General features: G+C 56.8%; 14 protein-coding genes and 1 pseudogene. 1 reads left to right on the top strand and 14 read right to left on the bottom strand.

All coding sequences use genetic code 11. The features are described 5' to 3' along the window. Positions 1–127 precede the first annotated feature (127 nt). From ACFPQ4_RS10760 to ACFPQ4_RS10725, 8 genes are all read right to left on the bottom strand, one after another. Positions 128–319, bottom strand: coding sequence for a DUF6954 family protein (locus tag ACFPQ4_RS10760; protein WP_378111850.1), 192 nt, complete (start codon positions 317–319; stop codon positions 128–130). A gap of 43 nt (positions 320–362) precedes the next feature. After that, entirely contained in the window at positions 363–989 is a 627-nt protein-coding gene (locus ACFPQ4_RS10755; protein WP_378111849.1) for a fumarylacetoacetate hydrolase family protein, read from the bottom strand. Beyond that, positions 989–1,831: a glycerophosphodiester phosphodiesterase gene (locus ACFPQ4_RS10750; RefSeq protein WP_378111848.1), complete on the bottom strand. Its 843-nt coding sequence runs from the start codon at positions 1,829–1,831 to the stop codon at positions 989–991. Before ACFPQ4_RS10750 ends, ACFPQ4_RS10755 begins: the two co-directional genes overlap by 1 nt. Further along, positions 1,812–3,095 (bottom strand): CapA family protein, encoded by a 1,284-nt coding sequence (locus ACFPQ4_RS10745; protein ID WP_378111847.1) that lies wholly within the window; start codon positions 3,093–3,095, stop codon positions 1,812–1,814. The genes ACFPQ4_RS10750 and ACFPQ4_RS10745 overlap by 20 nt, the downstream gene beginning before the upstream one ends. Positions 3,096–3,205: 110 nt before the next feature. Further along, positions 3,206–4,183 carry an ROK family protein gene (locus tag ACFPQ4_RS10740; RefSeq protein WP_378111846.1) on the bottom strand — a complete coding sequence of 326 codons (978 nt, stop codon included), beginning with the start codon at positions 4,181–4,183 and terminating at the stop codon, positions 3,206–3,208. Continuing rightward, the gene (gene nagZ, locus ACFPQ4_RS10735) at positions 4,183–5,775 is read right to left on the bottom strand and encodes a beta-N-acetylhexosaminidase (protein WP_378111845.1); all 1,593 of its coding nucleotides are present in this window, start codon (positions 5,773–5,775) and stop codon (positions 4,183–4,185) included. The genes ACFPQ4_RS10740 and nagZ overlap by 1 nt, the downstream gene beginning before the upstream one ends. A gap of 36 nt (positions 5,776–5,811) precedes the next feature. After that, positions 5,812–7,452 carry a response regulator gene (locus ACFPQ4_RS10730; RefSeq protein WP_378111844.1) on the bottom strand — a complete coding sequence of 547 codons (1,641 nt, stop codon included), beginning with the start codon at positions 7,450–7,452 and terminating at the stop codon, positions 5,812–5,814. A gap of 5 nt (positions 7,453–7,457) precedes the next feature. Further along, positions 7,458–9,302, bottom strand: coding sequence for a sensor histidine kinase (locus ACFPQ4_RS10725; RefSeq protein ID WP_378111843.1), 1,845 nt, complete (start codon positions 9,300–9,302; stop codon positions 7,458–7,460). Positions 9,303–9,894: 592 nt separating this feature from the next. Here ACFPQ4_RS10725 and ACFPQ4_RS10720 point away from each other — a divergent pair. Then, positions 9,895–10,541, top strand: a pseudogene (locus ACFPQ4_RS10720) (transcriptional regulator). A gap of 211 nt (positions 10,542–10,752) precedes the next feature. Here the strand turns inward: ACFPQ4_RS10720 and mobB are convergent. From mobB to hemE, 6 genes are all read right to left on the bottom strand, one after another. Continuing rightward, the gene (mobB, locus tag ACFPQ4_RS10715) at positions 10,753–11,289 is read right to left on the bottom strand and encodes a molybdopterin-guanine dinucleotide biosynthesis protein B (protein ID WP_378111842.1); all 537 of its coding nucleotides are present in this window, start codon (positions 11,287–11,289) and stop codon (positions 10,753–10,755) included. A 42-nt stretch (positions 11,290–11,331) separates the two neighbouring features. Next, complete coding sequence (locus ACFPQ4_RS10710) at positions 11,332–12,594, bottom strand: molybdopterin molybdotransferase MoeA (RefSeq protein WP_378111841.1); 1,263 nt, start codon at positions 12,592–12,594, stop codon at positions 11,332–11,334. 2 nt (positions 12,595–12,596) lie between these two features. Continuing rightward, positions 12,597–13,205, bottom strand: a complete 609-nt coding sequence (gene mobA / locus ACFPQ4_RS10705; protein ID WP_378111840.1) for a molybdenum cofactor guanylyltransferase — start codon at positions 13,203–13,205, stop codon at positions 12,597–12,599. 157 nt (positions 13,206–13,362) lie between these two features. Then, entirely contained in the window at positions 13,363–14,814 is a 1,452-nt protein-coding gene (hemG, locus tag ACFPQ4_RS10700; protein ID WP_378111839.1) for a protoporphyrinogen oxidase, read from the bottom strand. Continuing rightward, positions 14,811–15,749 (bottom strand): ferrochelatase, encoded by a 939-nt coding sequence (hemH, locus tag ACFPQ4_RS10695; RefSeq protein ID WP_378111838.1) that lies wholly within the window; start codon positions 15,747–15,749, stop codon positions 14,811–14,813. Before hemH ends, hemG begins: the two co-directional genes overlap by 4 nt. Further along, a complete protein-coding gene (hemE, locus tag ACFPQ4_RS10690; protein ID WP_378111837.1) occupies positions 15,746–16,801 on the bottom strand; it encodes a uroporphyrinogen decarboxylase in 1,056 nt (351 codons plus the stop codon). Before hemE ends, hemH begins: the two co-directional genes overlap by 4 nt. Between the last annotated feature and the right edge of the window lie 146 nt (positions 16,802–16,947).

The raw sequence follows: 16,947 nt of genomic DNA, 5'->3' as shown, positions 1-16,947 counted from the left end.
GCGGGGGCTTGGCCCCTCCCGCGACCGGACTTTCACCGGCTAGAAGATGCGTGCCTCTGGGCACGCGCAAACAAAAAGACTGCCTTACTTGCCGGACTAGTCCGGAAGTAAGGCAGTCTTTTCACTTTCATATCCGATATTTGGGCCGCATAATCGCGAAATGCGCGAAGATCAAGACGACCAAAATGACAAGGACGACGATGGCCGTCCCTATTCGCTCCGACCAGGATCCATCCGCGAACAAAACCGGACCGATGCCGAAGACGGCCACCGCCAAATATAACGCGATAAAGATCGCGTTGATTAGCCACTTAACCATCGAAACCCTCCAATCCGGAAGGTATGCCTCCACCGTTAGACGGCTATGCTTCCATCCTTACTGTTGCCCGACCAAGCGTCTCTTCATTCCACCAAACTTCAAGCTCGTCGCCTTCGTTAAGCGCGTCCACTCCGGCAGGCGTACCGGTGTAGATCAGATCGCCTGCGGCCAGACCGTACATACGTCCTGTATAATCGATCAATTGTTGCAAGCCGAACACCATATCCCGCACTTCGCCGCGCTGTGCTTCGGCTCCGTTGATCCGCAGTCCGAACGCATGCGCGGACACTTCATCGAGACCCGGAAAAGCGAGCCAACGCCCGAGCACGGCGGAGTTGCGGAAGCCCTTGGCCGGCAGCCAAGGCAGTCCCTTCTTCTTGATCGTCTCTTGCACGTCGCGCAGCGTCAGGTCGAGTCCTACCGTAAAATGCGAAATGAGTTCCTCTAGGCGCATGCCCGGTTCGTAAGTCCGACCGATGGCGAATACAAGCTCCGCCTCGTAATGTACCGCTCCTTGGGAAGAAGGAATAATAAGCTTGCCCTCGTCCATCGTCGCGATCGCGTGCGTCGGCTTCGTGAAGAGCATCGGCGAAGCCGGTACCTCGTTGCCTAACTCTTCGGCGTGCAGCCGGTAGTTGCGTCCCACGCAATAAATGTTGCGAATATCCATCAGTTAGATTCTCCTTCTCTTATTGCCGCATCCCAGCGGTCCGGATAGTTCGTGCACAATTGGAACGGTGCTGCCCAACGAGAAAGCTTGCGCAAATCTCGCGGTTTGTTGACGGTCCATGCCATCACGGAGATGCCCGCCTTCGCCGTCTGCCGAAGCAGCTTCGCCGTAATGTGCGGAAAGCCGATCGATAACGTCGTCGCTCCGAGCGCTTGCAACCGTTCTATCAGATCGTAGGGACGTGCATCGATAATGAGCCCAAGCTTCATCGAAGCGTCGCATTCGCGGACCGCCTGCAATAACGCCGGCCTAAACGATGTAATAACCGTATCCGGCGCCATACCGCGCGCGCGAATGACTTCCACCGCGCGCTGTGCGAGCCTGCGTTGCGATTGCTCGTCGGCGTCTTCCGCGCCTTTAAGCTCAACGTTCAGCTTGCATCGCCCGGAGGCGAGCGTGACCACCTGATCGAGCGTAGGCACGCCTTCCGAGGCGAACTTCCGTTCGAACCAACTGCCCGCATCCAGCTTGCCGAGCTGCTCGGCCGTCCGATCCCGGACGTTTCCTTGCACGTTCGTCGTACGCTTAAGCGTGCTGTCGTGAATGACGACGGGCACGTCGTCGCGGGACAAATGCACGTCCAGCTCCAACCAATGGACGTAAGGCTCCGCGAGAGCAAGCTTGAACGCGGCCATCGTATTTTCCGGCGCTTGGCCCGAAAACCCGCGATGCGCCACGCAAGGATGGAGCCTCGCTCGTTCGCCTGCCGTTAACTGTTTCTCCTGCTTATGCGGTAGCATAAACAGCAACCGACTTACCGCATTATGGATTGCTTGCCACAATCGTGCCATCCTCCTCTACCTTCGAAGCGAAGGAATTGCTCGACAAGCGCGCTAGCAGCGCCTTGCCGGTTACGTCGTCCATCGGCGCTGGCTGGGCCATCTTGGCGATCATCGGCGCGAATCGAAGCGTACAATCGCCGCCCGGCTTGCATGTAGCGTTCAGAATCCCCGTCTCCGCCGTCGTGGCCGGCGACATGCCGGGGAACACGAAGTTGCCTAGGCTATAGGCGATCCACTTGCCTTTATAAGACTCGAAGCCCTGCAATACGTGCGGATGGCTGCCGATGACGAGATCCGCTCCCGCATCGATTAACGTGTGGCCAACCGACTTCTGGAACTCGTTCGGCAAATCTTGGCGTTCCGTACCCCAATGAATCATTACGACGACTACGTCCGCGTTGCCGCGCGCTTCCTTGACCGCCGCGACGGCGCGCTCCGTCGAATAAGCTTCCGCCAGACCCGGATGATCCTTATCGGCTTTCCATTCCGTCTTAGGTACGACGCGCGTCAAGCTTACGAAGCCGACGGTGATGCCGTTGCCATCTACATAAGCAGGGGTATACGCTTCGCGATCGTCGATGCCGGACCCGGCATGTTGCAAATCCGCGTCGTCCAGCGCGTCCATCGTATCGCTGAGCCCTTCCCAGCCGTAATCCATCGTATGGTTGTTGGCTAGCGACAAGAAGTCGAAGCCCGCTTCCTTGATCGGGACTAGCCCTTCTTTCGGGCCTCGGTACACATATTCCTTGTTTTGAGCAGGCGTGCCCCGCGTCGTGATCGACGTCTCCAGGTTACCCGCCGTAATATCGGCAGCCGATAGCAAGCTGCTCGTCTCGCGGAACGGGTAATCGAATCCGAATTGGTTCATATAATCGAGCACCTTGGCCGCAGGCAAAATATCGCCCACGAGCGCAATCGATACCGTACCGGGCTCCGAGCTCGAAACGGTTTCTTCATCATCGCTCGGCGGAACGGCGTCATTAACGACCTCATCGTCTCCGTCGTCATCGCTTGCCGTCGGCGCATCGCTCGACTCTGTCGCTTCTAACCCGCTCTCATCGGGCGAAGGCGCAATAGATTCCGTCGCGATGTCGGGCTTATCGCCGGATTGCAACGTCTCGTCGCGGTGATTTCCCATCCAAATGAACGCGGCAAAACCAACGATGCACGCCAGCATGATCAAGTTGAACCAGAGCAACTTGCGCGCACGCTTGCCTCGTTGCATCTTCTTCTTATCATTCGTACGCGTGCGAGAATATGTCATCGTTCATTTCTCCTCAACCACAATCTCCCTGCCCGTATTATACAGGATGAAACGCAAAAAGACGATTGCCCGTCCCGATCCGCGAAGATCGTTCCGGCAATCGTCTCTCATTAAGCGGAAGCTTCCTTGGCTAGCGACAGGTGCTCGCGCGCGAACTCCGAGCTGCCATATAGCCCGGCTTCGTCGCCTAGCGCCGGCGTTACGATGCGGAGCCGCTCGGCATATAGCGGATGAAGCGAGCTCGACAACACCGCATGAAGCGGCTGCAAAAACAGCTCGCCGGAAGACGCTACGCCTCCGCCGACGATAATAATATCGGGGCTAAGCAACGCGATCGCGGGCGCTAGCGCCCTGGCCAGCCAGCCCGCCGTCCGGCGAAACGTCTCGATGGCGAAGCCGTCACCGTCGACGGCCGCCTGCCATACATCTCTTGCAGTTAGCGATTCCCGCCGCTCCGGAGGAAACCGTTCCGCGAGCAATCCTACCCATCCTGCTGCTAGGCCGTCGCGAGCTTGTCTGGCGATACCGGTCGCCGAGACGACCGTCTCCAAGCAACCTTTCATGCCGCAGCCGCACACGTATGGGATGTCGGAGAAGGCGATATGCCCGATCTCTCCGGCTAATCCGGCCGCACCGTCGTGCAGCTTCCGCTCGGACACCCACGCGGACGCGAGTCCCGTTCCGAGCGTCAAGCCGAGCACGTGATCGAAGCCTTTGCCTACGCCGCGCAGCGATTCGCCATAGACGATCATTTTGACGTCGTTGCGTACCGTTACCGGCACTCCGATCAACTCGCTTAGCTTCTGCGCGACGGGGGTGCGGACGAGCGGCAAATTAGCCGCATCGACTTCGCCCGTCTTGAAATCGATGAACCCCGGAAGACCTATACCAACGGCGCTCAGCGCTCCCTCCGGCAATCCTTCCTCGGTCAATAGCGTCTTGCATAGCTCCGCCAGTTGCCCCAGCAAGCCCGCCGAGCCTTGCGACGTCTCCGTCGGCACTTTGCGGCTGCGTATCAATCGGCCTTCGTCATTGAACAAACCCGACACGACGTTCGTACCGCCGACGTCAATCCCGATCGTGATCATTAGGCGTCGTCTCCTTGACGTCCGAATGGTCCGATCGTTACCGGTTGCTTCGCCTTAACCGGCGCTTCCCCCGAAAGCACGCCCGCAAGCGCCGTCATCATAGCCGGTTTGTTCTCGTAGCAGCAGACGTAAATCGGCGCTTCCGGAACGCCAAGCAAGTCGTAAGGCGTTCTCATCGCGACCCATGCGAACGTATGGCTCGCATCGGAAGCAAGCTCCCTTATTAATTCGGTCTGCGATTCGGAGAAACACGCGTCGTACGATGCGAACACGACGTTACGGCTTCCCGCGGCCGCCGCGCGAACCGCAGCCGCTTCCTCCGCCGTCGGATTTAGCCCGATGCGAGTTTCCTCGATGTCGTAGCCTCGGTCCGCGAGCGCCGCGCCGAGCGTCCACGATTGCTCGACGACTTCGACGACCTCGGTGCCGACGCGCGCTTCCGTCCATACGACGACCGTGCGGCCGCCCTTGGCTAGCGGAAGCGCCTCACTTCCTTTTACGACCGTGACCGCCGCCTCGCTCAGCTCGTTCATGACCTGTTCTGCGCGAACGGAATCCACGGCCGAAGCATGGCCGCCAAACAGCCCTCTAAGCTGCTTGAGCGTCCAAATCCGGCGCGCCGACTCTTCGATGCGTGCCTCCGGAATTTCTCCCGTCATCACCGCTTCGAGCACCGCTTCGAGCGCGGCGGTCTGCCGCTCCAGCCGATGGCTGACGAGCACGAGGTCCGCCCCCGCCTTAATGGCTTCGACCGCGCCGCGAGCGACGCCAATCGTCTCCGAGATCGCGTTCATCTCCAAGCAGTCGGTGACGATAACGCCATCGAAGCCGAGTTGATCGCGAAGGAGGCCGGTCAATATTTTGCGCGACAGCGTCGCGGGCATTTTGTCGGGTTCGAACGCCGGAAACACGACGTGCGCCGTCATGATCGCATCCACGCCTTCAGAGATCGCCTTGCGGAACGGCACCAGCTCGACCGCGTTCAATCTATCGATGCCATGCGGCACGACGGGAAGCTCGTGGTGGGAATCCGCCGACGTATCCCCGTGTCCGGGAAAATGCTTAGCTACGGCGCTAACCCCGCCTTCTTTGTACCCTTCGATCGCGGCTATGCCGATGTTCGAGACGTGAGCCGGGTTCTCGCCGTAAGAGCGCACGCCGATGACCGGGTTCAGCGGATTGTTGTTCACGTCCAAGCACGGCGCGAAGTTCATATTAATGCCGATGTCGCGTAGCTCCGCCCCGGCCAGCTTGGCCGCTTCGCGCGTCAACGCCGCATCCCCAGCCGCGCCTTGCGCCATCGCGCCCGGCATGACCGTCACTCCTTCTTCCAGCCGAACGACCATTCCGCCTTCTTGGTCGATGGCGATGAACAGCGGAACAGCCGAGGCGGCTTGCAGCTTGCCCGACAGCGCCTCTACCTGGGAGGCGTTGCGCAAATTGCGACGGAAGTAGATAACGCCTCCTATGCCGTATTCTTTCACCAATGCTTCTATGCCCGCGGTCGGCTCGACGCCGTCGAATCCGCACATGAAGAGCTGACCGATTTTCTCCTTTAAGCTGAGCTGTTCAAAACCGCTTATTGCCGTCATTACTGGCTTCCCCCTATGAAGGTCCTGAATATGTTTCTACTTCTCCCGATGATGCATCGCCCAAGCCGGAATGTCGGCTTCTCCGATCTGGTTCTGGTGCCGGTCGCGAAATTCGGACGGCAGCATGCCCGTATACTTGCTGAACACTCTCGTGAAATACCGGCGTTCGACGTAACCGACCATTTGGCCGATTTGGGTCACGCTCTTATCGCTTAACGCGAGTAGCGACTTGGCCATCTCCATCCGCTGCTTCGTTACGTACTCCACGAACGTTTCGTTAAACTGCTGCTTGAACAGCAAGCTAAAATAGCTACCGCTAATGCCTAAGTAATCGGCTAGCGCGTCGATGCTAAGCTCGGTCGACAGATTGCGCTCGATATAATCTTTGGCGGACAGCATAAGGACGTCGCTCGTCTTCTTCTTCATGACGCTGTCGAGCGACAGGTCAACTAGCTTGTTGATGACCGACATCGTCTCGCGAATACCTTGGTTGCGGTCGATCTGCCGCCAGATAGCCGTTTCTTCCTCGTTCGTCATGACATCCATGCCGCGCATCTCGCGCAGTAGGTGAATGCACAAGTAATGAAGAATCGGAGCGATTCGCTCGAACGACGCTTCGGGCAGCTGCCGGAAGCTGTCGTTCAACTCCTTGAGCGCCGTTTCCGTGCGGCGCCTATCGCAGCGCTTAAGCCCCGTGACCATCTCCTCGATGCGATCCCACAGCTGCTCGGGCGTATCCGAATTTCCTCGCGCCTTCTCCGACAGCACGACGCCGGCATGCGCGTTGTGCGACAGGTTCAAAGATCGCTGCAAGCTCTTGTAAGTACGGGCCAGCTGTTCGAGCGATACGGGCGACTGGTGAAGCGCGACGCGAATCGTCAGCTTCAAATAGCTCTCGACCGCTTGCCGCAGCAGCTCGCCCCATGCGAGACATTGCTGCCGTTCGAACGTTTCCGGCGGCATCGTCTCGATAAGCACGCACCATTCACCGCTCCTCACTTGCAGAACGGAGCTCTGCACCCCGAACGAGGCGAGATTTTCTTGCAGCAGATTATGGATCGCGAAGTTCCATAGCTTGCGTTCCTTCTCTTCCCACGTGCGTTCCTTCTTCGTGTAGTCGGCGACGTCGACAAGCATCATCGCGAAGCTGAACGCATGCTCGTCCATATCGTGCAGCTTTGCGAACGGCTTCGTCGAGCCTCCGCCTAAGTCGACCAGGCGGTCGTACAATATTTTCTCGTAGGCGAGGTGAAACACTTGCTTCCATTCCTGCTGCATCGAGATCTGCTCGACGTTCCGTTCCCGGATCCCGTCCGCCAGGCGCGAAATCGTATTTTCCAGCTCCTCGTAATCGATCGGCTTCAAAATGTAATCCTTGACCTCGTAACGCATGACCGAACGCACGTAGTTGAAATCTTGATAGCCCGTCAGCATAATGACTTCGGCGTCCGCGTCGAATTCGCGCAGCGCGCCCAAAAACTCGATTCCGTCCATGACCGGCATCCGAATGTCGCACAAAATAAGGTTCGGTCGATGCTCCCGCGCCATTTCGAGTGCGATTTGTCCGTTCTTCGCCGTGCCGATCAGCTCGATATCGAGGCTATCCCAAGGGATAATCATCTGCAGGTTTTTTAGTATGTTAATCTCGTCATCGACCAGTAGCGCTTTAAGCTTCATCGGTCTCACTCTCCCGCTACTTTAGGTATGATGCATTTGATAACCGTCCCTTGTCCCGGCGCGCTGCATAGCAACAATCCGTATCCGGTGCCGTAGTGAATGCGTAGTCGGTCGGCGACGTTGCCGACGCCAAGCCCTCTGCGCTCGCCGGTTTCCGGCGAATCCTCCTGCATTTCCTCTAGAGAAGAAATGCCGTGCTCCGTTAACCGGACAAGCCGTTCGTTCGTCATGCCGATCCCGTTGTCCTCGACGTAAATCGCGATGTTGCGCCCTTCTTCCCTCGCCCTTACGTGAATTCGTCCAAGGTAGTCGATGCCTTCGAAGCCGTGTTGGATGCTGTTCTCGACGAGCGGTTGAAGCGTCAGCTTCAGGATCGGATTCGCGAGCAGCCGTTCCGGAACATCGATCTCGTACTCGAACAGCTCCTCGAACCGGTACTTTTGAATTTCCAAGTAGCTGGTCAAATGCTCGAGCTCTTGCTCTATGTTTATCTCTTCCTTTTGCTGGATGCTAATGCGGAAAATGTTCGCGAGCCGCTGCACCATTTTGCTAACTTTGCGTCCTTCGTTCTGCACGGCTAGAATGTTGATCGACTCCAGCGCGTTGAACAGGAAGTGAGGCTTGATTTGCGCTTGCAGCAGCATCATCTCGGCTTTGCGTTTGCGCCGTTGCTCTTGCTTGACGTCTTCCAGCAGCTCCGACACTCTCGCCACTAGACTGTTGAAGCCTCGCGCCAATATGGAAGTCTCGTCCTTGCCTTTGACGGGCACGCGGGTTGACAAGTCTCCCCGCTCCACCTGCCTCATCGCGCGAACGACGCGGACGATGAACCCTACCGTGCGGCGGACGAACATAAGATTGAAGACGAGCGCGAACACGAGCGTTAACGCCGTAATCGCCACCATCCAACGAAGCACGATGACCATGTCCCCAGACAAATACGACCAGGAGGTGACCATGACTAGCTTCCAGTCGCCGACGCCCAGCCGCTCGAGATCAAGGTCCTGGACGGACACGAGGCTCTTCTCCCCGTCGAATACCAAGGATTTGCTCTGATATTTTTTATTGCTTCTGATGTCGATCCCTTTGCGGGTGCCCATAAAGTTGGCGATGCTCTGGCCTTGCGCCGTTCCTTGATTGTCGAACACGACTTTATCGTCGCGCCCTACGATCAAATACCGCCTGTCCGAGCTGCCTTGGCTGTTATAAAAGCTGAAAATACGCGCCAACTCGTTCATCTGGAACCGCGTAACGAGAATACCTTTGCTCGTTAACGTGTCGACGTCGAGCAGCACGCGGATTTGCGTGAACAGGTTGTTCGCTCCGTTCAATACCGGGTCTTCGTTAGGCCCGATCCACACCGGCGCGCCGAACTTCTTAAGCACCTCGGGATAAATCGGATTGCTCTCTAGATCCGCCTTCGTGATCGGAATGTCTTTGCTGAAGTTCACGTTCACGATGCGGTTGTCGTTACGATATAACGTCACCGATTGGATCCCCGGGTACGTGAGGAGCACGCGTTGGCGCAGACGTTCCTTCTCCAGCAACGCTTCGTAAGTCTCGTTGCCGGCCACGTCGTCCGGACTACTCGCTGCCGCCTCCGGATCGAGCGACTGCTCGACCGTCTCCACGCTATCCTCCGTCGTAACCCAGAAATCGGAGAAGTAGTTCGCTTCCTTGATCATATTGTTAATGTTGCGACCGATCGCCTTGAGGGTAAGTTCGGTCTGCTCGGCGTATTTCTCTTGCGTAACGTTTTGAAAGACGAGATAAGAAACGCTGCCGAGTACGAATAATGGAACGATAATAAAAGCGAGGAAAGCCGCGAAAATACGTTTGCTTAAGCTCATCTCTCGAAGTCCGTCCTCTCACGTATGTTGCTCTCATTATAACAGGAGGAGGCGCAGATGAAGATACCGCCAGAGATGCTCATCGCCTAATCCCATTATAGAGAGGATGCGCGCGGACATTAAGTCTTCATTCCCACAATCAGGGGATAAAATCGGCTTGTAGTGGTGCTTGGGGCGGTGGGATGGAGGTTCCAACTGAGCGTTATCGGATGTTTTCGCGGAACGGGCACTGGTAAGACACCATCGGATGCTCTGAGGCCACCAGAAGCCTTAATTTGCAAAAATGACAGATTTGACGAAACGTGCGGACACAAGAGACGTTATTCGTCGAGTTATGGCTGATTAACCTCCTTTTATGCGCTAATAGCGCCCTCCACGTCCGTATAAGTTAGCAAAAGGTTATTTCCAGCAAAATAGCGTCTTTCTTGTCCATTACAATTGCCATTACACTTAAGTCGCTTTATACTGGAAGAACCATACAGGAATACCGGTCGTGAAGCACGCGCCGCTTGCATCCTTTTGTCAACCGTAATGACGGTTGCGAAAGATGAAGGCGGCTTTTATTTTTTTATCCGAGAGGAGAATCAGTCTGATGTCGAGATTCGAACGGCTTTACGAGGAGTGGTTGCGTTCCAATATAAAGGCGAGGTTAATCCAAGGAGACTTGAACGCTTGAATCAAGGACTTGGGCATGGAACGGTCGAATTCCTTCGGACGGTATGGTTCCCTTCCATTGGGCACTTCGATCATCTGTATCCTGAATGGGAAGTCCGCGATTTTAATAATGGCTATCGATACTTGGATCTCGCATACATGCCTGGCGGCGCGCAGGGAGGTATCGAAATTCAGGGGTACGGATCTCATGCGAGAGATCTCGACGTTCGAAGATTCAAAGATTTGTGCAAAGGACATAGCTTGTTATCGCTTGACGGTTGGACATTCTTACCTGTCGCGTTTCCCTCGATTATGGACGAGCCAAAAATGTGTCAACAGCTAGCGCTCGCATTCGTCGGCAAATTTATCGCAATGAGCGTTCCCTCAACTTTAAACTGGCTTGAGGCCGAAACTGTCCGGTACGCTAGACGCATTCTACGCCCCATGACACCGAAGGAGCTGGCGCGCCATCTTTGCATTAGCGATCGTCATGCCCGGCGAGTGTTGCATCAGCTTGTAGAGATGCAAATGTTCGAAGCGGACAGCGGGAAGCAGCGCGTTCGAACTTATAAAATTCGGTTGTAAGTTGCTATTTACACTTCGACATGTGGACGCTAGGGACGTTATTTGCTTACGTGCTTTGTATTAGGAGGTTGTGGGGACACAAGCGACTTTATTAAGAGAATAAGTGAGCAAATAGTACTCATTCCGAGGATTTAGTGTCTTCACTGTCCTCAATCACAAGCACTAGGCGTAAATTTAATCTAATAGCGGCTCTGAGGTCCGGTTAACCTGACTATCGATTGGATTTATTATTCTGCGCCGCCGCGGCAACCAGCGCTTCCACATAACGGAGCAACTCGTCCAACTGGAGCTCGCCGACGTGAAACAGAGGTAGCGACGAGGCGGCGGCAACGGACACAAGCGTCTCGTTTTGCTGGCGTATCGCGAATGCGAGGACATTGGGAAGATGGAGGAGTTCGACGTCGGAGGAATCTCGAAGCAGCACGATTTTCGGATAGGGGGCGGTTTTGAAGCCTTCCACGATGACCGCGTCAATCGCCTGTCCGCGCATGGCGTCCAGTAAAGCATCGAGCGGAGTCGGACGTTCCATCGTCCATGCCGTTCTTGAAGAAGAGGTTATCGCCGTCATGTATGCGCCTGCTTCGCGATGTCGCGAGCTGTCCGTTCCCGGTACGTCCGGCACGAAATTGTGGGCATCGTGTTTGACGGAGCCGATTAAATAACCTAGAGAGCTAAGCCTCTCGATGATCGCGGATGCTAACGTTGTTTTGCCTGCGTTTTTGTAGCCGACGATTTGCAGTACGATCATCGATTCCCGTGCCTCCTCTGCCGTCTCTCCGACTTCTCTAGGTTAATCTAATCTCCACGCAGTAACGAGTTGCCCCGCTTCGAGCCCCGACTTGAGCGGAGGAATCTCGATCAGACAATCCGCGCCCACGATCGTCGTCATTAAGCTCGACTTATCGTCTCCCGTCGGCCAAACCTTTACGAGGCCATCCACTATATTCATTCGGCCCCGAATGTAGCGTCTGTATGCGTTCACCTTGGGGTAACCCACGCCTAAGTAAGCCTGAAAGGGCGTCGCATAGGGATTATCGACGTGTTGCAAACGTTTAATAACAGGCAGTACGAAAAGATGATAGCCAACGAAACACGCCCCCGGATTGCCGGATAGCGCAATAATTAATTGGTCTTTCCGTAGCGCCGCCGTCGTCGGACTGCCGGGTCGCATCGCGATTTTATTGAAGAGCAGCCGAATATCGGGAGCGGCAAGCACATCGACCATGACATCGTAATCGCCGACCGACACGCCGCCCGTCGTCAACAGAAGGTCGCATCGCGAAAGCCCTTCTGTTACGAGAGCTCCAGCCCGATCGCGATCATCAGGTACTTGTCCGAGCAATATCGGCTCCGCGCCGGCTTCCCGAATCATCGCCGCCAGCATCGGCAAGTTGCTATTGCGGATTTTTGCCGGCGCGAGCGGCTCGCCTACCTCTAGCAACTCGTTCCCGGTTGATAAAATTCCGACGCGCGGACGACGGGCGACCGCAACGGTCGCATACCCGCAAGCCGCGAGCAACGCACTTTCGCCCGCTTGCACGAGCGCTCCGGCCGGAATTAACGTTGCGCCGTTTTGAATTTCGCAACCGATATCGGCGATATTCAATCCCGGCAACACCGGCTTCGATATTTGCACGAAGTGAGGTTCGTCTGCCTTGCCGACGTGTTTCGTCGCTTCAAGCATGACGACGGCATCCGCGCCCTCCGGCACCATACCGCCGGTCATGATTCTCGCCGCCTGGCCTGCGCCGATCGCGCGGGTCGGCTCCACGCCGCTCGGCAACGATTCGACCACTTCGAGCGTAATCGGTCGTTCCGCCGTAGCCGCACCTACATCTGCCGCACGAATCGCGTAACCGTCCATGCCGGACCTGCGGAAAGGCGGAAAAGGATGCGGAGCGACAAGAGGCTCCGCGAGCCTTCTTGCCCATGCCTCAAGCAAGGGAACTCGCTCGATTTCTAGCGGCCGCACGCATTCAAGGATTAGCCGTTGCGCTTCTTCCGGCAGAAGCGCATGCCGGCGAAATCGCTCGGGAAGGGGTTCATGCTGCATCGTTACTGCTCCTTCTCGTGGTTCAATCGTTCATATTGTTCAGGCGTATCTACATCGTTCGCAAAGCGCGCGGTAATGCCGCTCGCTTCGAACTCGTTCTCGTATACGTTAATCCACTTAATCTCATCTAACAGGGACAGCAATCTACGATTTCCCGACACAAGCAATCGACCCGCGATATCGCCGATTTCTTTGCGGTAGACCGCATGCAATGGCTGAGGCCGCTCTTCGATAATCGGAACCGCCGCTTGAAAGTCGCCTCCCAGCAAACTAGTCAGTAGCTTGTCCGCCGCTTTCGCGTCGATAAATGGCATATCGCAGCCTATGACCCACGCAAATGGCGAAGTCATCGCCTCAATTCCCGCGTGTAATCCGGCTAGCGGGCCTTCCCCGGCATACTTGTCCATGACGACGCGGACGTCTTCCGGCAATTTCAGTTCCACGGCTCGCTCATCGCTGCTAACGACGACAATGCGCTCATCCGTCCATCCGGAAGCTACCTGCAATTGGCGGTCGATGAATCGCTGGTCGCCAAGTATCAAGTTCGCTTTATTGACGTACCCCATTCGACGGCCTTGCCCGCCGGCGAGTATAATAGCCGCGATCGTCATTAGCTTGCCCCCTCGAAACCTAGTTTGCATGCCGCGCTGAACGCCTTTTCAACGATATCGCCGTCGCTCAGGGGCGAACGGTATATCGCCGAACAATCAAAAAACACGCTATGAGTCATTGTAGCGCCCATAGCGTATCCGTGACAATATGTCGATCTTACAATTGCTTCCACAACGATTCCGCGGCTAATTTGCCTTGCGCGACGCAATCCGGCAGCCCGACGCCGCCGAACGGTACCCCGCAAGCGATAACGCCCGGCAACGCCGCCGATAGTCCGGCCTGGAAAGCGGCGATCGCTTCCGTGTGGCCGACCGGATACTGCGGCATGGAGTCGCGAAGCCGCGTGATTTCCACGAACTCGGGCTCCGCCGCGACGCCCATTAACTCGCGCAAATCTAGACGCACCGCTTCCGTCATCGCCTCGTCCGACAAGGCCACGCCGGCTTCGTCTCCGGCGCGACCGACGTAACAGCGGATGAGCCGCTTGCCTTCCGGCGCGGTATGAAGCCATTTGGCAGACGTCCATGTGCTTGCGGTAATCGTGCGTCCTTCGCCGCGAGGAACAAGGAAGCCCGAACCGTCCAGCTCGCCATCGAAGCTCGCGGCATCATATCCGAGTACAACGTTAGCTACGGAAACATACCGTATCCGTTCCAAAGCGGATACGTCTGCATGCGGCGCAAGCAGCTCGGCCATCGCGACCGCAGGCAAAGCGATCAGCACTTGATCGGCGTCCAGCGCCGATCCGTCCGACAACAATAGCCGGTGACCTTCGGCCGACTTGTCCAGCGATTGCACGCGCGCGTCTAAGCGGATCTCGCAGCCGTACGCTTTTAACTTCTCTTCCAATGCTTCGATAACAGACGAAAGTCCGTTCTTGAAAGTAAGGAATACGGAGGCGGGCAATGGTGTCGATGCGATAGCCGCTTGCGCTTCCCTAGCCGCCGCGGCTTGCGCTTGCTGTTTCTCCCGCCCGTCGATTGTTCCCGCGATCAAGCTGCCGAAAACGCGCTCCATCTCCTTGAACTGAGGAAACGTCGCTTGCAAGCTTAACCCGTACAAATCGCCGGCATATATACCCGCCAGTAGTGGTTCGAATATGCGCGTCACCATCTCCGCGCCCATGTGCCGCTCCAGAAACGCGCCTACCGACTCGTCGCCCTTCGAAGTACCCGGCACGATCTCCCGATCTTCCAACGCGCGAAGCTTGCCTTCCTCCGATACGAGCCCGGTTCGCATGAACGCGTCGGTGTCCGTCGGCACGCCGAGCACTAACCCTTCCGGCATCGGATGCAGCTGCCCGTTCCGGGAAATATACGTTTTCTTCGCCCCCGGATTCGTACCGGTTAATTCCCCGGTCAAGCCGAGATCCTCGGCGAGACGGATCATCGGCAGCTTGCGGCCGAGAAACGAATCCGGCCCCCGTTCGATGACGAAGCCGTCGCGGCGCAGCGTATGGATCCGTCCTCCTAACCGCCTCGAGCCTTCCAGCACGGTTAGCTCTAGACGTTCGCCGCTCGCCGCGGCCTGCCTGGCCAAATAAAAAGCGGCGCTAAGGCCGGTGATTCCGCCGCCTAGCACCGCCACTTTGTGCGTGCGCCGGGTCACAGCGCACGCTCCGGAGCGGCAGCCAACACCGAGTCGGCCATCGCTCTCATATATTGCGGATCATCGTTCAGCATGCGAATGCGCGCTAGCTTAACGCCGCGTTCCGCAGCGAACTTAGCCGCTTCGATATCGATGTCGTACAGCACTTCCAGATGATCGGATACGAATCCGACAGGCGAGACGAGCATCGCCTTCACGCCCTCTTGGCTGAGTCGCTCGATCGTCTCCAAAATATCGGGGCCGAGCCACGGCTGTCCCGTCTGTCCCGCGCTCTGCCAAGTGAACTGCCACCGTTCCACGCCTGCGGCTTGAGCTACCGCGCGTGAAGTCGCCAGAAGCTGCTCCGGATACGGATCGTTCATCTCTAATATCTTCTCCGGCAAGCTGTGCGCGCTGAACAGCACCATCGCCTCGTCGCTCCCCAGTCGCTCCAAGCCTTCGGTTACCCGCTTGCTAAGCGCATCAATCAACTCCGGATGCAGATGATACTCCTCGATTGCAGCCAAAGCGATTCCATGCTTCGCTGCTTCGTCTTTGGCGCGCTTCATGTAGCCACCGACGCTCATGACCGAATATTGCGGCGTCAGCACGATGCCGACCGCTTCGGTAATGCCGCTAGCTGCCATCGCCGCTACGCCGTCCTCAATATATGGCGCCGCATGCTTCAACCCTTGATAGCAGACGAACTTGCCTTCGCCCGCAAGCTCGTCGAGCGTCCGTTGCAACGCGGCTACTTGGCGATTCGTATTTTCGCGCAGCGGGAAAACCCCGCCTACGATCGCCCGGTAACGGCTCGTCAAATCTTCTAATTGTCCCGCGGTAGGCGGATGCCCTCTGCGAATGTGCGTGTAGTACGCTTCTACTCCGCCCAAGCTCTCCGGCGTGCCGTACGACATGACCAATACGCCGATCGCCTTGCTTACGTTCGCGCTCATATCGACACCCCCGACCGAATTTGCTGTTCGCTGTACGCGTGAATGAACGTAGTCAGCTCGCGCAGCTTATCAAGAGACGCTTCCGGATACAAGCCATGGCCGAGGTTGAAAATATACCCGCGTTCTTTCATCCCCTCGTCCAGCAAACGACGAGCATGCTCGTGGATGACGGACGACGGAGCCTCGAGCACGTACGGATCAAGATTGCCTTGAACGGCAAACTTGCCGCCCAGTCTGCTTCTTCCTTCCGAGATCGGCACCCGCCAATCCAAGCCGATCACGTTAGCGCGCAAACCGGTCAAGTGCGGCAGCAATTCGCCCGAGCTTACGCCAGGGAAGTAAATTTTCGGAATGTCCAAGTCGGACAGCTGATCGAAAATGTTAGTAACGTGAGGAAGCACGAATTCCTTGAAGTCGTGAGGCGCAAGCGAGCCGACCCAGCTGTCGAACAGTTGAACCGCTTTGGCGCCGGATTTCACGTGCGCGCGCAAGTAAGTAGCCGCCATGTCGGACAGCTTGCCCATCAAACGATGCCATACGGCAGGCTCGCTGTACATTAACGACTTCGTGCGGCTGTACGACTTGGAAGGACGACCTTCCACGATATAGCTCGCGAGCGTAAACGGTGCGCCGCCGAACGTAATTAGCGGAACGTCCAGCTCGCGGTCCAAAATCTTGATCGTCTCCAGCACGTGGGACAAGTCGCCTTCCACGTCGATCGGCGTCAAGCGGTCGACGTCGGCGGCCGAACGCACCGGGTTATGGATGACGGGACCGATATCTTTGACGATATCGAAGTCGATGCCGATCGAAGCAACGGGATTCATAATATCGGAATAAAGGATGGCGGCGTCGACGCCCAGCTTATGAATCGGCATCATCGTGACTTCCGCAGCGAGTTCCGGCTGGCGGCAAATTTCGAGCAGCGAATATTTTTCTTTGATTTTACGGTAGTCGGGATCGTAGCGGCCCGCTTGTCGCATGTACCATACCGGTATGCGATCTACGGCTTCTCCCCTGCACGCCCGCAGGAATACGTCGTTGTAGCTCATCAGGACAACCTCGTTTTTTCGTGACATAGAATGGGTTTCTTTGCTTTCATTATGCCCTTTTTGACCCGCTGGAACAACCTCGCGAAGGGGCAGTAGTATGACAATAGTTTGACAAAGGCGTGAATATCGCGAGCGCCCTCCTGTGA

It is taken from the genome of Cohnella yongneupensis (assembly GCF_042655785.1).
GTDB lineage: Bacteria > Bacillota > Bacilli > Paenibacillales > Paenibacillaceae > Cohnella > Cohnella yongneupensis.
This window is presented reverse-complemented; position numbering and strand designations above follow the sequence as displayed.

Excerpts from the sequence above, each read along its gene's own strand:
- hemE (WP_378111837.1), bottom strand. The coding sequence starts at position 16,801 with ATGAGCTACAACGACGTATTCCTGCGGGCGTGCAGGGGAGAAGCCGTA.
- ACFPQ4_RS10745 (WP_378111847.1), bottom strand. The coding sequence starts at position 3,095 with ATGACATATTCTCGCACGCGTACGAATGATAAGAAGAAGATGCAACGA.
- ACFPQ4_RS10755 (WP_378111849.1), bottom strand. The coding sequence starts at position 989 with ATGGATATTCGCAACATTTATTGCGTGGGACGCAACTACCGGCTGCAC.
- ACFPQ4_RS10730 (WP_378111844.1), bottom strand. The coding sequence starts at position 7,452 with ATGAAGCTTAAAGCGCTACTGGTCGATGACGAGATTAACATACTAAAA.
- ACFPQ4_RS10760 (WP_378111850.1), bottom strand. The coding sequence starts at position 319 with ATGGTTAAGTGGCTAATCAACGCGATCTTTATCGCGTTATATTTGGCG.
- mobA (WP_378111840.1), bottom strand. The coding sequence starts at position 13,205 with ATGACGATCGCGGCTATTATACTCGCCGGCGGGCAAGGCCGTCGAATG.
- ACFPQ4_RS10710 (WP_378111841.1), bottom strand. The coding sequence starts at position 12,594 with ATGCAGCATGAACCCCTTCCCGAGCGATTTCGCCGGCATGCGCTTCTG.
- ACFPQ4_RS10725 (WP_378111843.1), bottom strand. The coding sequence starts at position 9,302 with ATGAGCTTAAGCAAACGTATTTTCGCGGCTTTCCTCGCTTTTATTATC.
- nagZ (WP_378111845.1), bottom strand. The coding sequence starts at position 5,775 with ATGACGGCAATAAGCGGTTTTGAACAGCTCAGCTTAAAGGAGAAAATC.
- hemH (WP_378111838.1), bottom strand. The coding sequence starts at position 15,749 with ATGAGCGCGAACGTAAGCAAGGCGATCGGCGTATTGGTCATGTCGTAC.
- ACFPQ4_RS10740 (WP_378111846.1), bottom strand. The coding sequence starts at position 4,183 with ATGATCACGATCGGGATTGACGTCGGCGGTACGAACGTCGTGTCGGGT.
- mobB (WP_378111842.1), bottom strand. The coding sequence starts at position 11,289 with ATGATCGTACTGCAAATCGTCGGCTACAAAAACGCAGGCAAAACAACG.